Origin of the sequence: Nocardioides sp. Soil805 (genome assembly GCF_001429625.1) — a bacterium.
GTDB lineage: Bacteria > Actinomycetota > Actinomycetes > Propionibacteriales > Nocardioidaceae > Nocardioides.
This window is the reverse complement of the sequence record NZ_LMSU01000003.1, coordinates 143,732-161,876: the sequence shown is the minus strand read 5'-3', so window position 1 is coordinate 161,876 and position 18,145 is coordinate 143,732. Positions and strand designations below refer to the sequence as shown.

At 71.7% G+C, this 18,145-nt stretch carries 15 protein-coding genes; 10 read left to right on the top strand and 5 right to left on the bottom strand.

Annotated elements, in window-relative coordinates:
• Window positions 1–9 precede the first annotated feature (9 nt).
• On the top strand, window positions 10–2,235 hold the full coding sequence (locus tag ASG94_RS15730; RefSeq protein WP_200958148.1) for an MMPL family transporter: 2,226 nt from the start codon (window positions 10–12) through the stop codon (window positions 2,233–2,235).
• 71 nt (window positions 2,236–2,306) lie between these two features.
• On the opposite strand, the gene ASG94_RS15725 is transcribed toward ASG94_RS15730, so the two are convergent.
• From ASG94_RS15725 to ASG94_RS15705, 5 genes are read right to left on the bottom strand one after another with little or no spacing between them, the layout of a single operon-like run.
• Window positions 2,307–3,386, bottom strand: a complete 1,080-nt coding sequence (locus tag ASG94_RS15725; RefSeq protein ID WP_056927430.1) for a sulfite oxidase — start codon at window positions 3,384–3,386, stop codon at window positions 2,307–2,309.
• A 31-nt stretch (window positions 3,387–3,417) separates the two neighbouring features.
• Entirely contained in the window at window positions 3,418–4,278 is an 861-nt protein-coding gene (locus ASG94_RS15720) for an enoyl-CoA hydratase/isomerase family protein (protein ID WP_056927429.1), read from the bottom strand.
• A 25-nt stretch (window positions 4,279–4,303) separates the two neighbouring features.
• Complete coding sequence (locus ASG94_RS15715; protein WP_235537294.1) at window positions 4,304–5,659, bottom strand: Dyp-type peroxidase; 1,356 nt, start codon at window positions 5,657–5,659, stop codon at window positions 4,304–4,306.
• 19 nt (window positions 5,660–5,678) lie between these two features.
• The gene (locus ASG94_RS15710; protein WP_056927427.1) at window positions 5,679–6,827 is read right to left on the bottom strand and encodes a DUF4331 family protein; all 1,149 of its coding nucleotides are present in this window, start codon (window positions 6,825–6,827) and stop codon (window positions 5,679–5,681) included.
• A 25-nt stretch (window positions 6,828–6,852) separates the two neighbouring features.
• Window positions 6,853–7,455: a hypothetical protein gene (locus ASG94_RS15705; RefSeq protein WP_156411624.1), complete on the bottom strand. Its 603-nt coding sequence runs from the start codon at window positions 7,453–7,455 to the stop codon at window positions 6,853–6,855.
• A gap of 141 nt (window positions 7,456–7,596) precedes the next feature.
• Here ASG94_RS15705 and ASG94_RS15700 point away from each other — a divergent pair, with 141 nt between their 5' ends.
• The 9 genes from ASG94_RS15700 to ASG94_RS21380 form a co-directional block, all read left to right on the top strand.
• Window positions 7,597–7,983, top strand: a complete 387-nt coding sequence (locus tag ASG94_RS15700) for an SHOCT domain-containing protein (protein WP_200958147.1) — start codon at window positions 7,597–7,599, stop codon at window positions 7,981–7,983.
• 74 nt (window positions 7,984–8,057) lie between these two features.
• Window positions 8,058–8,621 (top strand): DUF1269 domain-containing protein, encoded by a 564-nt coding sequence (locus tag ASG94_RS15695; protein WP_056927424.1) that lies wholly within the window; start codon window positions 8,058–8,060, stop codon window positions 8,619–8,621.
• Window positions 8,622–9,003: 382 nt separating this feature from the next.
• On the top strand, window positions 9,004–9,153 hold the full coding sequence (locus ASG94_RS21765) for a hypothetical protein (RefSeq protein WP_156411623.1): 150 nt from the start codon (window positions 9,004–9,006) through the stop codon (window positions 9,151–9,153).
• Window positions 9,154–9,204: 51 nt separating this feature from the next.
• Window positions 9,205–9,882: a hypothetical protein gene (locus ASG94_RS15690; RefSeq protein ID WP_056927423.1), complete on the top strand. Its 678-nt coding sequence runs from the start codon at window positions 9,205–9,207 to the stop codon at window positions 9,880–9,882.
• A gap of 16 nt (window positions 9,883–9,898) precedes the next feature.
• The gene (locus tag ASG94_RS15685; protein WP_156411665.1) at window positions 9,899–11,470 is read left to right on the top strand and encodes a Y-family DNA polymerase; all 1,572 of its coding nucleotides are present in this window, start codon (window positions 9,899–9,901) and stop codon (window positions 11,468–11,470) included.
• A 27-nt stretch (window positions 11,471–11,497) separates the two neighbouring features.
• A complete protein-coding gene (locus ASG94_RS15680) occupies window positions 11,498–14,908 on the top strand; it encodes an error-prone DNA polymerase (RefSeq protein WP_056927421.1) in 3,411 nt (1,136 codons plus the stop codon).
• A gap of 61 nt (window positions 14,909–14,969) precedes the next feature.
• Window positions 14,970–15,422: a potassium channel family protein gene (locus ASG94_RS15675; protein ID WP_056927420.1), complete on the top strand. Its 453-nt coding sequence runs from the start codon at window positions 14,970–14,972 to the stop codon at window positions 15,420–15,422.
• 235 nt (window positions 15,423–15,657) lie between these two features.
• Window positions 15,658–16,260, top strand: a complete 603-nt coding sequence (locus tag ASG94_RS15670; protein WP_082624249.1) for an AAA family ATPase — start codon at window positions 15,658–15,660, stop codon at window positions 16,258–16,260.
• A gap of 1,366 nt (window positions 16,261–17,626) precedes the next feature.
• A partial coding sequence (locus tag ASG94_RS21380) for an HNH endonuclease (RefSeq protein ID WP_162260833.1) occupies window positions 17,627–18,103 on the top strand: 477 nt, incomplete at its 5' end.
• Between the last annotated feature and the right edge of the window lie 42 nt (window positions 18,104–18,145).

The following is an 18,145-nucleotide window of genomic DNA, read 5'->3' as shown; positions in this document are numbered from 1 at the left end:
GTTCCGGCCATGCAGCAGGCCGACCCGGCACCCCCACTCCCGAAGGGCACGATCATGCAGAAGCTCACTCGCGGCATTGCGTCCGCCAGCGCCAGGCACCCGTGGCGCACCATCACCGGCTGGCTCGCCGTCACAGGGGCGGTCTTCTTCCTGGCCATCGCGGTCGGAGGCACGTTCGTCGACGACTTCTCCGCGCCGGACAGCCAGAGCGCCACGGCGCTGGAGCTGCTCGACGACGGCTTCCCCGAGGCCGCCAAGGGGTCGGCCATGGTCGTGCTCGCGGCTCGCGAGGGCACGACGCTCGACGAGCACCGGGACGAGATCGCGCGGGTCCTCGACGACGCGTCCGGCGTCGCCCGCGTCGAGTCGGTGGCCGACCCGTTCACGGCCGGCACGATCTCCGAGGACGGGCGGATCGGGTACGCCGTCATGACCCTCGACTCGCCCGAGCGCGAGATCGGCAAGCCGGCGTTCGCGGTCCTGTCCGAGGCCGTCTCCTCGATGGGGTCCCCCGACCTCCAGGTCGAGCTCGGGGGCGACGCCGTCTTCCTCAACGCCGCGGACGAGACCTCGTCCCACACCGCGATCGGCCTGCTCGTGGCCCTGGTCGTGCTGCTCGTCGTCTTCGGGACGGCCGTCGCGGCGATCGTGCCGATCGGGCTGTCCCTCGTCGCCGTCGGCGCCTCCATCGGAGGCATCATGCTGATGGCCGGCACGATGGACGTGTCGGTCTCCGCCATCGCCGTGGCCGGACTGGTCGGGCTGGGCGTGGGCGTCGACTACGCGCTGTTCGTCGTCGCCCGCTACCGGGAGAACCGGTCGGCGGGCCAGGACAACACCCGAGCCCTGTCCGGTGCGATGAGCACCTCCGGCACCGCGGTGGTCTTCGCGGGCGGGACCGTGATGATCGCGACCGCGGCGCTGGGCATCACGGGCCTGGGCATCCTGACCTCGATCGGGCTCGCCACCGCCCTGATGGTGCTGAGCGCCGTCGCGGCAGCCGTGACCCTGCTCCCCGCCCTGCTCACCCTGCTCGGTGACCGGATCGACTCCGGCCGGGTCGTACGACGCCACCGCCCCGCCGTCCGCACCGAGGAGAGCCGCTGGTGGCGGTTCGGCCACCACGTGTCGCGTCGCCCCTGGCCCTACCTCCTCGGTTCGGTCACCGTGCTGGCCGCTCTCGCCGTGCCCGCCCTGTCGATCCAGACCGCCTTCCCGGCGGCGGGTGACGCCCCCACGCACACCACCCACCGCCAGGCGTACGACCTCCTCACCGAGGGCTTCGGCATCGGGTTCAACGCCCCGCTCACGATCGTGATGGACCGCGAGTCCTCGGCCGTCGGGGCCGACGACGTGGCGAGGGTGTCGGCGACGATCGCGGACGTCCCGGGCATCGTGTCCGTGGGCGAGCCCCGGACCTCCGCCGACGGCAGCACGGTCGTGTTCAGCGCCCTTCCCGACGGTGGTCCGGCCGACGCCGAGACCTCGGCCACCATCGATCGTGTCCGGTCGGTCATCCCGGACCACACCTATGTCTCGGGGATCACCGCGATCACCGACGACCTGAACACCCAGCTGGGGAAGACCCTCCCGCTCTTCGTCGGCGCCGTGATCGGGATCTCGTTCCTCCTGCTGATGCTCCTCTTCCGGTCCGTGGCGGTCCCGCTGAAGGCAGCCGTGATGAACCTGCTCTCGATCGGCGCGGCGTACGGAGTGCTGGTCATGGTCTTCCAGTGGGGCTGGGGAGCGGAGCTCCTGGGACTCGAGGGGCCGACCCCCATCACCTCGATCATCGTCGTGATCATGTTCCCGATCCTCTTCGGGCTCTCGATGGACTACGAGGTCTTCCTGCTCTCGCGCATCCGGGAGGAGTACGCCGCGACCGGTGACAACGCCGAGTCGGTCGCCCGCGGCCTGGCCGGGACGGGACGGATCATCACCTCGGCCGCGCTCATCATGATCGCCGTCTTCCTCAGCTTCGTCGGCAGCCCGATACCGTCGCTGAAGATGCTCGGCCTCGGGCTGGCGACCGCCATCGCGATCGACTCCACCCTGGTCCGCATGGTCCTGGTGCCCGCGACCATGTCGCTGCTCGGCGACGCCAACTGGTGGCTGCCCCGGTGGCTGGACCGTGTCCTGCCGGTCCTCGACGTCGAGGGTGCCGACCAGCACCTCCCGACCGTGCCCGACGACCGGACGGCGGATCCCCGCCCGGAGGAGCTCGTCCCGCTCTGAGCGTCCGCTCGTACGACGCCGACGCCGCCGGCGCCCGGGGGACGATGATCCACGTCGCCCGGGCGCGCTGGTCAACGACGGTCGACGTAGATGACCTCGATGGCGTTGTTGCCGTAGCCGAGTCGGTTCCACGGCGGCACGTCGGGTTGCACGTTTCCGGCGGCGTCGGTCGCCCTGGCCCGCAGGGTGTGCCGACCGACACCGATCGAGTCCCAGGTGAAGCTCCAGTCCTGCCACTGGTAGTCGCCTCGAGGTGGCTCGAGCCGTGCGGGCTGCCAGTCGCCCTCCCCGGTGAGGCTGACGTCCACGCCAACGACGGGGCCGGTCCCGGACCACGCCTTGCCCCGGACGGTGCAGGTGTCGGCGTCGACCGTGGAGCCGGGCGCAGGGTCGGTGATCCGGGCGCGTACCCGCATCAGGGTCACCGGCTCGTGGGGTCGGTCCGGCCACTGGTAGATGTAGTGGCCGGTCTGGAACTCGCCGGCGTAGGGCTCGGTGAGGACGTCGAGACGCTTCAGCCACTTCACGGACGCGACGGCGTACCAGTGAGGGACGATCAGTCGGAACGGTGCCCCGTGGTCGCGTCCGAGCGGTTGGCCGTTCATCTCGTAGGCGATGAGGATCCCCGACGCCGGGTCCATGGCCTCGCCGATCGCCAGGGCACGGGCGAAGGTGAGCTCGTCCTGGTCGGTCTCGGGAAGGATCGCCTGGAGGTGGTACGGGCCGTGGTCGGCGCCGTGGGCGACGACCTCGACCCCCTCCGCAGCGGGGGCGACCTTGGCCAACACCTCGTGCAGGAGCGCCCCGGTCCAGCGGGCGGTCGAGACGGCGAAGTCGCCCCAGGGCTCTCCCGTCGGCAGGGGCCGCATGTCCAGGCGACCGTTGCCGGCGCACTCGAGGGTGACGGTGTGGTCGTGCGCGGGCAGGGAACGGAGGTCGTCGAGGGTCAGGCTCATCGGGACGCCGACCGCGCCGCCGATCTCGAGGGTGCCGTCGTGATCGGGCACGGCGAAGTTGCTCCGCACGTAGTGGAGCTCGGTGGGGGTGACGTCGCCGACGAGAGCGGCCGGCGGTGCCTCGGCGTTGTAGGGCGCCGGGTTGATCATCACCAGGGCGGCGCGTGCCGCCTCGAGGTCATCAGCGACGGTCATGGATCTGTCTCCTAGGGTCGGGTGGAGGTCCTCAGAAATCGGAGTCGTCGAAGGTCGGTTCGCGGCCGTCGTTGAAGGCGCCGATGCCCTCGATGCGGTCGGGATGCACCGCGGAGCGCCAATGCGCGTCCATCATGATCGCGATCGCCTGCTCGATCGGCTGCCCCTCGCCCAGCTGCACCGCACGCTTGACGGACTGGACGGCGGTCGGCGAGTTGCCGGCGATCTTGTCGGCGATCCCCCGCGCCGCCGACATCAGCTCCGAAGGGTCGTGGAGCTCGTTCACCAGCCCGATCCGGTAGGCCTCCGGGGCCGCGACCGGGTCGCCGGTCAGGAGCATCTGCAGGGCCCTGCCGCGCGGGAGGAGCCGGGGCAGGAGGGCAGGTGACCCGCCACCGGCCGCCAGACCGAGCATGGCCTCCGGTTGGCCGAAGGTCGCGTTGGTCGAGGCGATGATGAAGTCGGTGCTCTGCGCGAGCTCGCAGCCTCCCCCGTAGGCGATCCCGTTGACGGCGGCGAAGATCGGCTTGCGCAGCTGGCGGACCGTGTACAGGGTCCGGTCGAAAGCCTGGCGCTGGCGCAGCCAGTCCTCCTTGGTCATCGCCTTGCGTTGCCGCAGGTCGCTTCCCACCGAGAAAGCGCGCTCACCGGCGCCGGTCAGGACGACCACCCGGACGTGGGTACGAACCGCGATCTCCTCGACCACCTCGGTCAGCAGGGCACCCATCTCGGTGGTGATCGCGTTGTCGGCGTGGGGTCGGTTCAGGGTGATCACCGCCACGCGACCCTCGGAGAGGTAGTCCAGGAGAACGGGTGCCTCGGTCTCCTCGACGTCGGGCGCGGGCGGGCCGAAGTCGAGTGCTGCCCAACGGTCCGTGCTGGATGAGCTCATGGTGCTTCCTCTCTCGGTGACGTCCTCACGTGTCCAGGTCGGCGAGCCAGCGGAGCGCGCTCAGGCCGGGGGCGAAGCAGTACTCGCCACCGCGGGTGATCACGAAGGGCGGAAGGTCCTGGAGCCTCCGGCGGATCGGACGTCGGGCGATCGTGAAGCGGGTCGAGTCGTGGTGCGGCCCGACAAGGGGGTCGGACTCGAGCGGCGCACCGATGAAGATGCCGTCGTTGAGCCACTGGGTCTTGACGAACTCGAACTGGCGCTTCAGGTGGGCGCCCGCGAAGACGAAGATGATGCCGCGGTCGACGCCGTCGTCCTCGGTGACGCCGTCGGGGAGCATCGGTCCGTAGCTGGTGCCGCGCCGGACCATCCGGTGGAGCCGGACGTCCACGCTGCCTTCTCCGTCCAGCGCGTCCCGCGGATTGGCCCGGCGTGCGTGGGCACCCACCGGGCACTTGAAACCGCTCGGGTCGTCGGCGTAGAGGAAGTCGTTGTTGCGCCGGGGGTCGCTCCCCAGCTCGGGGTCGTCGGCGTCCGGGGAGACGGCGAGGGGTGCGCCGCTCTGCCAGCGCCCGACCATCTTCGCGGCGAGAAGATCCCGCTCAGCGCGCGTCGTGGCCCGGTCACGCAGGTAGCTCCGGTAGGCAGCGACCTTCGTGTGGAGCTTGCGGAACACCACGTACGTGCCGTTGCGACCCAGCTCCGGTGGGGTGGGCATGGGCGGCAGCTCACCCGTCTCGTCGGGGTAGCCGAGGATGATCTCCCCAGCCCGGAGAGGTCGCTCGCGCGGGTTGGAGGGGGGTCGGCCGCTCCCCTCGACCGCGGGTTGCCCGATGCCGTCCTTGAACCCGAAGGAGGTGCGTCCGGTGGCGAGCTGGTAGCAGTCCTGTCTCCAGATCAGGTCGACCCCGGGAAGCTCGGCGTGGGCATCGCGAGCCCGCTCGGCGACGGCCTGGAGCGTGGCCTCGTCGGAGGAGAGCACCGCGACGGCGACGTGGACCTCGGCAGTACCCAGCGGCTTCTCCCAGTGGTCGGGTCCACTTTCACCGGTGTCGCCGAGGATCTCGGCACGGGCAGCCATCCCCTGCTTGAACTCCGGGGCGAAGCTGTCCAACGACGTCTGCGGCACCCCGAGCGCCTCCAGCCCTCGGTAGGTGAAGGCGACAGTGATCGATGTGTCGTCCGCGGAGCCGGCTCCCGACGCCGGAATGGCCAAGCGGTGCAGCCGCCGTACGAGCTCGCGGCCGTCGGCACGGTCGGCGATGCGCAGCAGCAGGTAGGTGCCGACGTACGGCGAGGGGCGCTCGAACAACGCTCCGGCCTGGATGTCGTCGAGCTCCAAGGATGCGTTCTCCATGCCGCCCTCCATGGCGTCCTCCACCCTCAGCCCCCTTCCTCGGTCAGTGGTGCTCGGGAGGCTCGGGCGGGTCCGGGTTGGGCGACGCCAGGTAGGGGAAGGTGACCGTGCCCGGCCGGGTGGCGGCGTCGACGCCGTCGCGGATGGTGGGGCCACGGCCGGCGTTGACGAGCTGGGTGAAGATCGTGTCCATGACGTCGTCGTTCAACGTCCGGCCACCGCAGGTCACGTGCGCCTCCGCCCGTCGCGCGGCGAGCTCGATCTCCAGGAACGACCCCTGCTCGACGTACGGCTTGGTGACGTCGAGGACGAGGTAGTCGGCGAGCATCAGGTCGGTGAGCGGGTGCCCGCCGCTCTCGCCGGTCGGCCAGTCCTGCTGCCCGTCGAGGCCGTCCCAGAAGGCGAGGTTGGCATCCAGCCGCGCCCTGAAGGCGCCGAGATACGCCTCTCCGAGGTGGAACGCGTCGTCCATGTTGTACAGGTCACGGATCTCCAGGTCCCGGTTGACGGGGTCGAACTGCTTCGGCGCGAGCATCATGTTCTTCACCTCGGGGCGTCCCGCCCGTTCGATCCGGACGTTGAACTCGCCACGGGTCAGGGTCTCGGCCACGACTCCGACGAGCACCCAGTCCGCCAGGAGCTCCGTGTCGATCTCGACCACGATGCTCAGCACGTTCTTGCCGTCGAGGAAGATCGACCCGGGGTCGGTGAAGGCGAGCTTGCCGGTCGCGATCGTGGCCAGGGCCGCGCGGGCGTCCATGATGAACGGGTCCCACCGCAGTCCGGCGAAGACACGGATGCCCCGTCCCACGCCCCCCTGCTCGTCGTCGACGCGGAAAGATACCGGCTCCCCCGCTGGTGTCGTGCAGCTGCCGTGCTGCTGGTGCTCCGACTGGCCCGCGCCCCGAGCAGGCACGTGCTGCGGAGGATCGAAGACGCAGTCCAGGACCAGTTCCTCCGGTCCAGGGACGAACAGCCACCCGGACCCACCGCTCTCGGGCGAGGTCAGCGCTCGCAGGCGGAAGCGGTAGATCAGTCCTGCGGAGAACAGGTCGGTGGGTCTGGCCATCGGCAGGGTGTTGAGGACGAGGACGAGGCGACCTGCGACCTCGGGGCTCGGAAAGGCGTAGACGTCCGTGATGTCCGCGATCGGATCCGCCAGGGCACGTGGCCCCGAGATGTGGTCAGACATGAGTTGGGTCCTGTCTCGGCCGGCGTTAGACGGCGGCCTCGTCCAGCAAGGGCTGCAGTGCTGGATGCTGGAGAGCCTCCGCGGCCTCCGGGTGGTCGAGCACCTGCTGGAACGCGGCATTCACACGCTGCGCCGTCCGGATCTCCTTCACCGTCCCGCCGTAGTTCCGGGCGTACGCGGCGGCCGTCTGCTCCGCACCGAGGACGAACGCACGCACGGCCGCGACATCGGGCAGCCCGTCGTACCCCTCCACATGGCCGAAGATGACGTCGAACAGCGCCAGCGTGGGCCCGGAGGTGAAGAAGTCCTCCATGTAGGCGTCCCACGGACCGTCGAAGCTCGTGATGAACGCCAGCCGGGTGTCGTCGTCGAACAGCACGAAGCGCGCCTCGTGGATCGTCTGGATCGCCATCCCGTAGTCGCCGGGTCGATACCCGGGAGTGTCCTGGAGAGCGAGCAACGCCGCCCGCAACGGCTGTGCCTGGCCGGCCTTGACCCGGAAGAACAGGCTGAACTCGCTCGTCGGCCCCACTCTGATCCCCGGTTGCGTGGCTGCGCCACCTCGTCCGCCCATGGATGTCCTCCCCGACTCGAGCAACCCAGGTACCCAGAGCTCGACGAGCTCCAACCACGGCGACGCTAGGTCCCGCACGACCGGACGGCCTCACCCGCTACGGGTGAAGCCCAGTGCGCAACCGACGGCCCAGACTCCACCAGACCGGTCGAGCAGAACCGGGACCAGCGAAACGGGAGGCCTGCCATGGACGCCATGACCAACGACTTCGGAGAAGTGCTCCTGTGGTCCTTTTGGTTCTTCATCTGGATCGCGGCCCTCATGGTCTGGTTCCGCTGCCTGTTCGACCTGTTCGGCGACCACACCCTCAGCGGCTGGGGCAAGGCCGGATGGGCCGTGCTCCTCATCTTCGTGCCCTGGGTCGGCGCCCTGATCTACCTGATCGCCCGCGGCCGCAGCATGACCGAACGACAGGTGGCCAAGGCCAAGGAGCTCCAGGCCGCCCAGGCCGACTACATCAAGCAGGTCGCCGCCACGCCGACCTCGTCCGCGGAGCAGATCGCCCATGCCAAGGAGCTCCTCGACTCCGGCGTCATCGACGAGAGCGAGTTCGCCACCCTGAAGGCCAAGGCCCTCGCCTGAGCACCCGTGCCGGGTGAGCCCGAGAAGAAGTCCGACCGTCCACCAGCGAAAACCCGATCAGAGGAGAGCCAGACATGTCAGACGAGAACACCACACCCGAGCAGGACGTCAGGGCGGCCGCGGTCTCCGACGGCGCGTACACCCTCCTCGTCGCGGACTTCAGCGACACCAGCACCGCGTGGGAGGCCTACGAGGCCCTCAAGTCCGTCGAGGACGGCCGCACCGTCGAGATCGAAGGCGTCATCGTGGTCAACCGCTCCGCGGAGGGCAAGCTGGAGATCCAGAAGGCGACCGACCACAGCACGAAGTCGGGACTCAAGTGGGGCGTGGTGGGCGGCATCGCCCTCGGCGTGATCTTCCCGCCGTCGATCCTCGGCAGCGCTGCCGTGGTCGGCAGCGCCGGCGCTCTCGCCGGCAAGCTGCGACAGCGCCACCACCACGGCGAGCTCGAGCAGCAGCTCGAGGACGCGATCCCACCCGGGCACTCCGGCCTGCTCGCCCTCGTCTCCGACCCGGGTGCCGTCAAGATCCGGCAGGCGCTCGAGCGCGCCGACGCCATCGTCGAATCAGCCATCGACAAGGTCGAGGCCGACGACATCAAGGCGGCAGCCAAGGAAGCCCAGCAGACCGACGCCTGACTGCCCCTTCCCCACGAGGACCGAAAAGAGGTGCGGGCCGCATGTTCGCAATGATCACCAGCACCGGTGTCTACCTGATCCTTTCCCTGACCTTCCTCGTCATCATCGGTGGGGGCGTTCTCCTCGCGTACTTCCGGTCCAAACGAGGCGACGAGTAGTCCGGGGGGCCCATGGTCCCAGGAGTCGGGCGGTCGCGAGGACGCAGGTCCGTGACGACGGGGCGAGCGCGGTCTAGGTTGGCCTCCGGCAACGGAGATCTCGGGGGTGGCGGGTCGTGGAAGCACGCGCAAGCACGTCGATGGACAGGCCGCGGGAGGACCGTCCCGCCACGGCCGCGGCACGAGTGGGCCGATCGTCCTGGAGGCAACGGCTTCGAGCGCTGGTGCGCGACGAGCACGAGGAGGACGGGGTCTTCCGCCCGGTGCGGTTGCCGCTCCTGGTCGACCTGGCCATCTCCGCCGCGATCATCGCTCTCGCGACGGGCGCCTTCGTCGGCTTCTTCGTCTGGCTGGCACGGACCCAGGGCACCTGACCCCTGCCCGACCCGCTTGACTAGTTCGAACGCCTGTTCGATCATGGCTGGGTGTCGACCAGCCGCTCCCTCCCCGCGCTCGACCCCGGTCGTCCGGTGGTCGAGCAGCTGCGCGAGCGGGTCGCGGCCATGGAGCGCAAGCCTGCCACGCAGCCCATCGCCACGCTGCCGGGACTGGCGAGCCTGGTGCCCCTGCACGCGGGAGCGACGTACGCCGTCGACTCGGCCTCGCTGGCCCTCGCCCTGGCCGCCGGGGCCTCGCAGGCCGGCGAGTGGGTCGGGTTCGCCGGGTGCGCCGACTTCGGCGTGGAGGCCGCCGCGGAGCTCGGGATCGAGCTGTCGCGCACGGTCCTGGTTCCCGATCCCGGCGAGCACTGGCTGGAGGTGACCGCGGCTCTGGTCGACGTGCTGCGGGTGGTCGTCCTGCGCCCGCCGGCTCGCGTCGACGAGCGCACGGCCGGCATCCTCGACTCGCGTCTGCGCACGCGCTCCGGGGTGCTCGTCGTGCACGGCGACTGGCCGCGCGTCGAGGCGCGGCTCAGCATCGAGGAGTCGCGCTGGCGCGGCCCGGCGTCCGGGTCGGGACACCTCCAGGAGCGTCACGCGCGGGTCGCCCTGCGGCGGGGCGCGCGACCGCCACGGCAGGCGGAGCTCACGTGGCCGGGGGTGCAGCGTGCCGACTCCGACGTCGACCGTCGCGTGCGGGAGATCCGCAAGGCGTCCGGGTGAGGGTCTCGTGAGGGTCATGGTGCTGTGGTGCCCCGACTGGTCCGTGGTCGCCGCGCTCGACGAGGCCGAGAGGTCGCCCCGCTCCCCCGCCGCGGTGCTGTCGGCCAACGTCGTCGAGGTCTGCAACGGTCCCGCCCGGTCCGAGGGCGTACGTCGGGGCCAGCGCCGCCGTGACGCCCAGGCCCGGTGCCCCGACCTGGCGCTGCTGCCCGCCAACCCCGATCGCGACGCCCGTGCCTTCGAACCGGTCCTGGCCACGGTCGAGGACCTGCGCCCCGGGGTGGCAGCACTGCGCCCCGGCCTGCTCGCCGTCCGGGCACCCGGCAGCTGGTACGGCACCGAGACCGCCGCGGCCGCGACGGCGTGCCAGGCCGTGGTGGACGGCGGCGTCTGGGACGTCCGGCTCGGCATCGCCGACGACCTGTTCACGGCCGAGCAGGCCGCTCGCACCGCGGACGTGCAGTCCTGGGCGGTCGTCCCTGCGGGCGGGTCCGCCGCGTTCCTGCGGGACCGGCCCGTGCACCGGCTGCAGGACGACGGCCCCCAGGGACGGGAGCTGGTCGGCCTGCTGCAACGGCTCGGACTCCGGACGCTCGGCGACCTGGCCGACCTCCCGGGCCAGGCCGTCGAGCACCGGCTGGGCACCTACGGCGCCGCCGTACGACGACGGGCCCGGGGCGAGGACAGGGCGCTGTTCGCCGCCCGCACCCCGCCCCCCGAGCTCGACGTGGACGTGGCCTTCGAGCCGCCCCTGGACTCCGTCGAGGCGATCACCTTCAGCGTCCGCACCACCGCCGAGCGCCTCGTCTCCCAGCTCGCGCACCACCAGCTCGTCGCCACCGGGGTGCGGATCGAGGCAGAGTCCGACGGTGCCGTCTGCTCGACCCGCACCTGGCTGCACCCGCGCCACTTCGGCGCGCGCGACCTGGTCGACCGGGTGCACTGGCAGCTGCAGTCCGCGACGGTCGGCGGCTCGCTGCGGGCCCGCAAGGAGTCGGGGACCGTGCGCGCCCCGATCGACCGGGTGAGGTTCGTGCCCGAGGTGGTCGAGCCCGCCGCCGCCCACGGCGAGGCGCTGTGGGGTGGCGCGGGCGACGACCTCGTCGAGCGGGGCGTGGCCCGGGTGCAGGGCATGGTCGGCTTCGACGCCGTACGCCGCCCGGTGCTGCAGGGCGGTCGCAGTCCCGCGGCCAGGCAGGCGCTGGTCCCCTGGGGCGAGCGTGCGGTCGACCTGCGTCCCGTCGACCGGCCGTGGCCGGGACGGGTGCCGGGTCCGGCGCCCGTCCGGGTCTTCGCCACACCCCCGGCCGCCGAGGTCGTGGACGACGCGGGCCACGAGGTGTGCGTCACCGACCGCGGAGTCGTCAGTGGCGAGCCCCGGAGGTTCCGGGTCCGCGACGCAACCGACGGGCAGGGCCTGCCGTGGCAGCCGGTCACCGCGTGGGCGGGTCCGTGGCCCACGGACGAGGGCTGGTGGTCGGGCGGCACCGGGCCGTCCGCCCGGTTCCAGGTCGTCGGTGCCGACGGACGCGCGTGGCTGCTGGTGCGCGCTCCCGACGGCTGGTCGCTGGAGGCGGCGTATGACTGACGCACCGGCGGGGCGGGAGACGCGCTGATGGGCTGGAACAACCCCGCCATGCACTGGAAGGAGCTCGAGCGCCGGCTCAGCGGCCTGCCCGGAGCCGACGACGCCCCGGTGTCGCGACGCAAGCACGCCGCCACCGAGGCCCGGTCGATCGAGCGCCCCGCCGCGGTCACCCCCTACGCCGAGCTGCACTGCCACAGCCACTTCAGCTTCCTCGACGGTGCCAGCTCGCCGGCCGAGCTCGTCGAGGAGGCCGTGCGCCTCGGCCTGCACGCGCTCGCGGTCACCGACCACGACGGCTTCTACGCCGCCCCGATGCTCGCCGAGGCCGCGGCGGCGTACGACCTGCCGACCGTCTTCGGCGCCGAGCTCTCCCTCGGCCTCACCGGCCCGCAGAACGGTGTGCCCGACCCCGAGGGCAGCCACCTGCTGGTGCTGGCGCGGGGGGTCGAGGGCTACCACCGGCTCGCCGCCGCGATGACCGACGCCCACCTGCGCGGCGACGAGAAGGGGCGCCCGGTCTACGACCTCGAGGAGCTGGGCGAGCGCGGGCGCGGCCACTGGGTGGTGCTGACGGGCTGCCGCAAGGGCGCCGTCCAGCAGGCTCTGGCACGCGGGGGCGAGGCCGCAGCGGCCGAGGCCCTGGACCGGCTCACGTCGCTCTTCGGGCTCGAGGACGTCCTCGTCGAGCTCTCGCCGCGTCCGGGCGCCGACGCGACCAACGCCTCCCTCGCCCGGCTGGCCGCCGTCCACGGCCTCGACGTCGTGGCGGCGGGCAACGTCCACCACGCCACCCCGCAGCAGCGCCGGCTGGCCTCGGCGATGGCGGCGGTGCGCGCCCGCAGGAGCCTGGCCGAGCTCGACGGCTGGCTCGACCTGTCGGGCTCGGCCCACCTGCGCAGCGGTGCCGAGACGGCCGCCGCCCTGGCGGCGTACCCCCATGACGTCGGACGCCGGGCCGTCGCCCGCAGCGTCTCGCTCGCCGACGAGCTGGCCTTCGACCTGCGCAAGGCCTCCCCCGCGCTGCCCAAGCGGCAGATCCCCGACGGACACACCGCCGACTCGTGGCTGCGGGTGCTGGCCGAGCGGGGCTTCGCCGAGAGGTACGCCGGCGTCCCCCACGAGCGCGAGGCACGCGAGCGCCTCGAGCACGAGCTGCGCGTCATCGGCGAGAAGGACTTCGCCGGCTACTTCGTCATCGTCCACGACATCGTCGCCTTCGCCCGCGAGCAGCGCATCCTGTGCCAGGGGCGCGGATCGGCCGCGAGCTCGGCGGTCTGCTACGCCCTCGGCATCACCGCGGTCGACGCGGTCTTCTACCGGCTGCCCTTCGAGCGGTTCATCTCCGCCCACCGCGACGAGGAGCCCGACATCGACGTCGACTTCGACTCCGACCGGCGCGAGGAGGTCATCCAGTGGGTCTACGACACCTACGGCCGCCGCAACGCCGCCCAGGTGGCCAACGTCATCGCCTACCGGCCGCGGATGGCGGTGCGCGACGCGGCCAAGGCGCTCGGCTTCTCACCCGGGCAGCAGGACGCCTGGTCCAAGCAGATCGACGGCTGGAAGTCGGTCGTGGCGGGCGACCAGGGCGACCCCGACGCCCACGACGTGCCGCCGCAGGTGGTGGCCCTGGCCGAGGACCTGATGGGAGCACCCCGCCACCTCGGCATCCACTCCGGCGGCATGGTCCTCACCGAGCGCCCCATCGGCGAGGTCTGCCCCATCGAGCGCGCCCGGATGGACCGGCGCACGGTGCTCCAGTGGGACAAGGACGCCTGCGAGTCGATGGGCCTGGTGAAGTTCGACCTGCTCGGGCTCGGGATGCTCGGCGCGCTCGACCACATGATGCGGCTCGTCGCCGAGCACCTCGGCGAGCAGTGGGACCTCGCGACGATGCCCAAGGAGGAGCCGGCGGTCTACGACATGCTCTGTCGGGCCGACTCGATCGGGGTCTTCCAGGTCGAGAGCCGCGCCCAGATCGGCACCCTGCCTCGGTTGCGTCCGCGCGAGTTCTACGACCTCGCCATCGAGATCGCGCTGATCCGTCCCGGTCCCATCCAGGGCGGGGCCGTGCACCCCTACGTGCGCCGGGCCACCGGCAAGGAGGAGGTCACCTACGACCACCCCGAGCTCGTTCCCGTGCTCGAGCGCACCAAGGGTGTGCCGCTCTTCCAGGAACAGCTGATGGCGATGGCGGTCACCCTGGGCGACTGCAGCCGCGACGACGCCGACCTGCTGCGCCGGGCCATGGGCTCCAAGCGCGGGGTCGAGCGCATCGAGTCGGTCAAGCAGAAGCTCTACGCCGGCATGGAGCGGCGCGGCATCACCGGCGACCTGGCCGACTCGATCTACGTCAAGATCCTCTCCTTCGCCAACTTCGGCTTCGCCGAGTCGCACGCGCTGTCCTTCGCCCTGCTGGTCTACGCCTCGTCCTGGTTCAAGCTGCACTACCCGGCGGCGTTCCTGGCCGGTCTGCTGCGCAACCAGCCGATGGGCTTCTACTCCCCGCAGTCGCTGGTCGGCGACGCCCGGCGCCACGGCGTCGACGTACGCCGTCCCGACGTCACCCGCTCCGCGGCGCAGGCCGACCTGGAGGCGGTCGTGACCGGACCGGTGACGGCCACCGGGCCCGATGAGTGCTGCCGTCCCCGGTTCGCCCGCGCCGAGTGGGTGCCGGGCACGCCCGACCCGGTCCCGGCCCACCGGCGCGACGGGGCGCTCGCCGTACGACTCGGGCTGGACTCGGTGCGCGGCATCGGGCTCGAGGTGGCACGCCGCATCGTCGCCGCCCGTGACGAGGCGCCGTTCACCGGCGTCACCGACCTGTCCCGCCGCGCGGGCCTGACCTCCGCCCAGCTGGAGGCCCTGGCCACCGCCGGCGCGTTCGACGCCTGGGGACTGGACCGACGCGAGGCGCTGTGGGCGGCCGGCTTCGCCGAAGGGGCCGACCACCTGCCTGGCACCACGCCCTCCCCGGCCGCGCCCACCCTCCCCGGCATGAGCGAGCCGGAGATCACCCTGGCCGACCTGTGGGCCACGGGCGTCTCGCCCGAGCGGCACCCGGTCGAGCACCTGCGCGACGAGCTGCGCAGCGCCGGGATCCGCTCGGTCGCCGAGCTCGCCACCGCCGAGTCCGGCCGCCGCGTCCACGTCGGCGGGCTCATCACCCACCGGCAGCGACCGGGGACCGCGATGGGCGTCACCTTCCTCAACCTCGAGGACGAGACCGGGATGCTCAACGTCGTGTGCTCGGTCGGGGTCATGAAGGCCCACCGGCACGCCGCCCGCAACCGGGTGGCCGTCGTCATCCGCGGGCGCCTCGAGCGCAACGAGGGCGTCACCAACCTCATCGCGGACAAGGTCGAGGGCATCGACGTCGTCGTGCCCGGCGCCGGCGCGGTGCTGCAGGCCCGAGCGTCGTCGCGCGACTTCCGCTGACGGACCACAGGACCGACCAAGGTCCCTTGGCTCCGGCGTCGTCGGCCTGCGACTGTCGATCATGCAGAAACCCGGTTCCAGGTTCCGCCGCCGCCTGACCACCTACATCGTCATCGCCGGTTTCCTCGTGCTCCTCACCGGTGGTGGCTTCGCCGCCTTCGAGTCACGGCAGGTCTCCAGCTACTGGGAGGGACTGTGGTGGGCCCTCTCGCTGATGAGCACCGTCGGCTTCATCGGCGAGGCTCCGGAGTCGACGTTGGGTCGGCTCGTCTCCTCGGTCCTCATGGTCTCCGGCTTCGCGCTGATGGCCATGGTCACCGCCGCGATCGCGTCCATGTTCGTCCGCGAGGAACAGGAACCGGAGGAGCAGGCGCAAGAGGTCTTCGATGCCGAGGCGCTCAGCCTGCTGACCGACATCGCCCGGCGGCTCGAGGCCATCGAGGCGACGTTGGCCTCGGACCCTCGAGACACCGAGGGAGCGGTCGTGGAGCCACCGTCAGATCCGTCGCCCTGATCGCCTGTGCTGCCGAGCACGACCGCGCGGTCGCCGCGGCCCGAACCCTGGGCGGGTGACCAGGACACCGAGATTCGCCGCGTCGGGTGGGACGACAAGCAGGCCCCCGTTCCGGCCCATCCGGCATTCCTGGCGGGTCGAGGTCGCCCCCATGGATGCCTCGGCCGTTCTCGCCGTCTGACCACGTCTCTTCTCGAGAACACCACCGTTTCGCCGCCATTAGGATGCGGAGGCGATGACGACACGACCGACCCTGTTCCTGACCGTAGGCCTGCCGGGCACCGGGAAGACCACAGAGGCACGGCGCATCGAGGTCGAGGAGCAGGCCCTGCGCCTCACGAAGGACGAGTGGGTGAAGGTCCTCTACGGTCTTGCGAACCCGCCGTCGGCCTCAGACGTGATCGAAGGACGGCTCATCGAGATCGGTCTGCGGGCACTCGAGCTCGGTATCAACGTCGTCATCGACTTCGGTCTCTGGGCTCGAGACGAGCGCTCCGCGCTACGTCAGGCAGCTGCCGACCTCGGTGCGTCGGTGGAGATGCGCTACTTCGAGCTTCCAGCGGCCGAGCAGCGGAGACGACTTGACCGCCGCCAAGCCGAGGAGCCGCACACCACGTGGCACATGTCCGACGAGGAGCTCGCCGAATGGGCTGCCCTCTTCAGCGCCCCGACTCAAGGGGAACTCGACGGCAGCGAGCCTGTCGGTGCTCCGCCGGGAGGATTCCCGACGTGGGCGGGGTGGCGCAGGCACCGCTGGCCTGCGTCGGTCCCCCTGACGCCCAACGCTTCGGGGCCATCATCGACAGCTGGCTGCGCTGCCGCCGGCCCGCGGCAATGACGCGACGCCCAGTCCGTACGTGACGGTCTTGTCAACCTCCCCGCCAGTGAGGCCCTGCACAGGGGCATCGACAAGGGTTGTTGGACCACGCCCCGACTAGTACAATCGAACACATGTTCGACGACGTGGGCGCGACTCCTCGGCGGGACCTCGGTCCCGCGGCGCAGGTCCGCGCCCTGCGCGAGGCACTGTCGCACCTCCCGCTCGCGGTCGACCCCCGCCAGGGCATCGACCAGCTCGACGCCCTCGAGCGCCTCAAGTCCGCCATCTGCGGCACCCAGGCCCGCATCACCCACGAGATCGACCAGCACCGCCACGCCCAGGACCACGCCCGCCGGATCCTCGAACCCACGCGGCGCCTCCCCAACCCGGACGCCGGCACCGGCACCGAGGTCGGCCTGGCCCGACACGAGTCGCCCCACGAGGGACGCCGCAAGCTCCGCCTCGCCCGCGCCCTGCTGACCGACCTSCCCGAGACCCTCGCCGCCCTCGAACGCGGCGACCTGTCCGAACGCCGCGCCGAGATCATCGCCACCGAGACCACCGACCTCACGCAGGCGCAGCGCCGCCGGGCTGCGYGACGTCGTACGCCGCGAGGTGCTGCGCCGCGACGAAGASGGCTGGCTCGCCCGCCACCAGCGMGCCCGGGCCAAGCGCCGCGTCAGCGGCCGGATCCTCGGCGACGGCATGGGACTGCTCACCGCCGTCCTGCCCGCCACCGACCTCTCCACCATCATGACCTCGCTCCACGAGACCGCCGAAGAGGCCCGCAACCAGGGCGACGACCGCAGTCGCGGCCAGATCATCACCGACACCCTCATCCACCGCCTCGGCGGCCTCAGCCGCACCACCCCGGTCCCCACCGCCATCAAGCTCATCGTCAGCGCCGAGACCCTCCTCGGCGACGSCACCGAGCCCGGCTACCTCCCCGGCGCCGGCTACCTGCCCGCCTCCATCACCCGACGCCTGGCCGCCGCGAGCGCCGGACACACCCGCTCCACCCTCCNGCCAAGCGCCGCGTCAGCGGCCGGATCCTCGGCGACGGCATGGGACTGCTCACCGCCGTCCTGCCCGCCACCGACCTCTCCACCATCATGACCTCGCTCAACGAGACCGCCGAGAGTGCCCGGAGCCAGGACGACGAGCGCAGTCGCGGCCAGATCATCACCGACACCCTCATCCACCGCCTCGGCGGCCTCACCCGCACCACCCCGGTCCCCACCGCCATCAAGCTCATCGTCAGCGCCGAGACCCTCCTCGGCGACGCCACCGAGCCCGGCTACCTCCCCGGCGCCGGCTACCTGCCCGCCTCCATCACCCGACGCCTGGCCGCCGCGAGCGCCGGACACACCCGCTCCACCCTCCNACCGAGCCCGGCTACCTCCCCGGCGCCGGCTACCTGCCCGCCTCCATCACCCGACGCCTGGCCGCCGCGAGCGCCGGACACACCCGCTCCACCCTCCAACGCCTCTTCGCCGCACCCACCTCCAGCTACTTCCGCCACGCCCTCGCCGACCTCATCGACCTGCGCGACCGCCGCTGCCGCACCCCGTACTGCAACGCCCCCCTCCGCCACCACGACCACGTCATCCCCCGCAACCAGGGCGGGCGCACCACCTCCGACAACGGCCAAGGACTCTGCGAAGCCTGCAACTACGCCAAGGAGACCCCCGGCTGGCACCACCGACCCATCCCAGACCCCCTGGCCACCACCCAGATCACCCTCACCACCCCCACCGGACACCAGCACCACTCACGAGCCCCCGACCCACCCGTCACCGGCCGCCACACCTCCCCCGCCGAACGCAAGGTCGCGCACCTGCTCCTCCACCGCGCCGCCTGAGCAGTCACGGACCGACACGTGACGTGGTCCGACTGCTGCGCA